The organism is Mesorhizobium sp. M7A.F.Ca.CA.003.01.2.1 (assembly GCF_003998945.1).
Lineage (GTDB): Bacteria > Pseudomonadota > Alphaproteobacteria > Rhizobiales > Rhizobiaceae > Mesorhizobium > Mesorhizobium ciceri.
This window is the reverse complement of record NZ_RZRA01000774.1, coordinates 1-2,798: the sequence shown is the minus strand read 5'-3', so window position 1 is coordinate 2,798 and position 2,798 is coordinate 1. Positions and strand designations below refer to the sequence as shown.

General features: G+C 62.7%; 3 protein-coding genes and 1 pseudogene. All 4 read left to right on the top strand.

From position 1 onward, the window contains the following. Positions 1 to 187 (top strand): annotated as a pseudogene (locus EN969_RS35600) (hypothetical protein); the annotation flags it as partial. A gap of 29 nt (positions 188 to 216) precedes the next feature. Then, positions 217 to 1,110: an NAD(P)-dependent methylenetetrahydromethanopterin dehydrogenase gene (locus EN969_RS25315; protein ID WP_127419490.1), complete on the top strand. Its 894-nt coding sequence runs from the start codon at positions 217 to 219 to the stop codon at positions 1,108 to 1,110. Between the two features lie 196 nt (positions 1,111 to 1,306). After that, positions 1,307 to 2,218 carry an ATP-grasp domain-containing protein gene (locus tag EN969_RS25310; protein WP_245467496.1) on the top strand — a complete coding sequence of 304 codons (912 nt, stop codon included), beginning with the start codon at positions 1,307 to 1,309 and terminating at the stop codon, positions 2,216 to 2,218. Then, positions 2,215 to 2,798 (top strand): methenyltetrahydromethanopterin cyclohydrolase (locus EN969_RS25305; RefSeq protein WP_245467495.1); only part of this gene is annotated, 584 nt, incomplete at its 3' end. The genes EN969_RS25310 and EN969_RS25305, both read left to right, overlap by 4 nt.

The window sequence follows — 2,798 nt, the reverse complement described above, 5'->3', positions numbered from 1 at the left end:
GCCCTCAACTGTCGTCTTCCGAACCGCGTCGACGAACTTGAGTGCGGCGTCCTGCGATGGCGCACTCAAGTTCGTCGACGCGGTTCGGAAGACGACAGTTGAGGGCGGCCTTGAGGTCAAGATCGTCAAGGGCAGGAACTCCGGCGCGAAGATCAGTTCAACCAGGCTGGATCTCGTCGGCAGCTGACGCTTCAGTTTCAGGCAGAAAGGCAAGAAATGGCCCGCAAACACATCCTGCACATGCTGACACCGTTGAAGCAGATGAGCCCCTTCGACGTGAACATGGCGCTCGACGCAGGTTTCGACGCCGTCGTCCCCTATGTCGATGTGGGCCTGGCCGAAGTGACGGGACTGGTCCAGGACGCGATCTTTTCACGCCCGCCGGATGCGGGTGTCGACACCGGCATCTTCATCGCCGGGAAGGATGCCTCGTTGGCGCTCGACATGTTCGACGCCGCGAAGAAGGCGATGGTGCCGCCTTTCCAGGTTTCGGTATTTGCCGATCCAGCCGGCTCGTTCACCACAGCCGCGGCGATGGTGGCCAAGGTCGAAAAGGCGCTGGAGAAGAAATTCCAGCGTGCGCTCAGGGATACGAGAGTGGCTGTTTTCGGCGCCACCGGCGTCGTCGGCTTCTGCACCGCCGTCATCGCGGCAGGGGAAGGGGCCCGGGTCACACTTGTCGGCCATGACGGCATCGAACGGGTCAAGCAGATCGCGGCCGGGATCGAAAGCAGGGTCCACCTCACCGTCGATGCGGCTGACGGATCGAGCGACGCCCGCAAGACAAAGCTGGTCGAAGCCAACGAAATTATCCTGGCTTGCGCCAAAGCTGGCGTCCAGGTGGTCTCCAAAGCCCAATTGAAAGGCAATGACCTGCTTATTGCGGCCGACGTCAATGCCGTTCCCCCGGCCGGCATCGAAGGATTGGCCGTCAATGCCAATGGTGATCCACTCGATGCGGCAAAAGCTGTCGGCATTGGTCCGCTTGCCATCGGCAATGTCAAATATAAGGTCGAATTCGGTCTCTTCAAAAGAATGATCGAATCCGAAAAGACGATCACGCTCGGTTTTCAGGAAGCGTTTTCCCTTGCACGCGAGATTGCCAAGTAACGCCGGATCTCTTTTGATCGCGGCAATTTCAGGCCGGGGGCTGGCCGCCGCCGCGCGTCGCGCCGGCTATCGTCCGCTGGTCGCCGATTTCTTTTGCGATACGGACACCGTCGCGCTCGCAGAACGCGCGACAATGCTGCCAGGCGACCTGCAAGGAGGCATCGACGGCGAGCGCATCATCGACACGCTTCGGCGATTGGCTGGCGACGACCTGCCGGCCGCCATTGTCCTGGGCTCAGGGTTTGAGCGGATGCCTGAGACCGTGGACAAAATCGCGCGACACTTTCGGCTCGCCGGCAATGGCGGCGCCGCGATCCGCAGGATCAAGGATCCGCAGTTGCTGGCCGATGATTGTGCCGAACTCGGCATCCCGCATCCGCAACTGCGATGGGACCAGCCGCCTGACCCGGAGAACTGGGTGGTCAAGACCGCGGGCGGCGCCGGCGGCGGACACGTCAGACGAGCAGCCGGAGAAAGCCCGACCGCCGGCCGCTACTTCCAGCGCTTCGTTGCCGGTCGCAGCATCTCGGCCCTGTTCGTCGGCAATGGTCAAACCGCGCACCTCGTGGGTTTCAGCCACCAATGGACGTCTCCCGCCCCCACAGCGCCCTATCGCTACGGCGGCGCCGTACGGTTGAGACGCTTCGATCGCAGACAGGCGGCGGTCATCGGCGGCTGGCTCTCAAGTCTGACGCGGCGCGCCGGCCTGCTTGGATTGTGCAGCGCCGATCTGATCCGTGGACCAGATGGCTACACGTTCATCGAGATCAATCCGAGGCCGGGCGCCACCCTCGACATTTTCGACGATGTTGACGCGCCATTGATCGAAGCGCATCTGCGCGCCGCGACGGGTCAGGTCTTCCGCTTGCCGCGCTTCGTCGATTCGATGGCGTCGATGGTGACCTACGCCGCGACGCCAATCACTCACTTTCCGTCGATTGCCTGGCCTGAATGGACAGCGGACCAACAGTCGGCTGGCACCCGTCTGATTGCCGGCGACCCTGTCTGCACGGTCTTCGCGCGCGGTCCGAGCGCCCAATCGACCAAGCGGCTCATCAAGGGACAAGCCAGCCAATTGCAACTCCAATGGGAAGGAGACCGGACATGAAAGACGGTTCGGCATTCCTGAACGACAATGCACAGCGCATCGTTGACGGCATGATCGGCGACGCCGAACGCCTGCGTATCGTCGTTTCCAGGGGACCATTGGGCGAGCGCCTGATCGATGCCGGCGCCAAGACCGTCGGCAGCGTCGAGGCCGGGATGCGCATGGCTGAGGCTGCGATGGGCGGTCTCGGCAGCGTTTCGGTGTTCATGGATCGCGCGTCACAGCAATGGCCGTTCACCGTCGAAGCGCGATCTTCGCAGCCGGTGCTGGCCTGCCTGGGCAGCCAGTATGCGGGCTGGAACCTGTCTGGCCAGGACTATTTTGCGATGGGATCTGGGCCTGCGCGGGCCCTCGCCCGGGTCGAACCGCTGTTCGAAACACTTTCCTATCACGACATCGCATCTTCCGCGGTGCTTATCCTTGAGACGGCCGAACCGCCTCCCCGCGCGACCGTTGAGAAAGTGAGCAAGGCAACTGGACTGGCGACGGAAAAGCTCACCTTCCTCTATGCGCCGACACAAAGCCTTGCCGGCGGCGTGCAGATCGTGGCGCGCGCGCTCGAGGTTGCCCTGCACAAGAT

Excerpts from the sequence above, each read along its gene's own strand:
- EN969_RS25315 (WP_127419490.1), top strand. The coding sequence starts at position 217 with ATGGCCCGCAAACACATCCTGCACATGCTGACACCGTTGAAGCAGATG.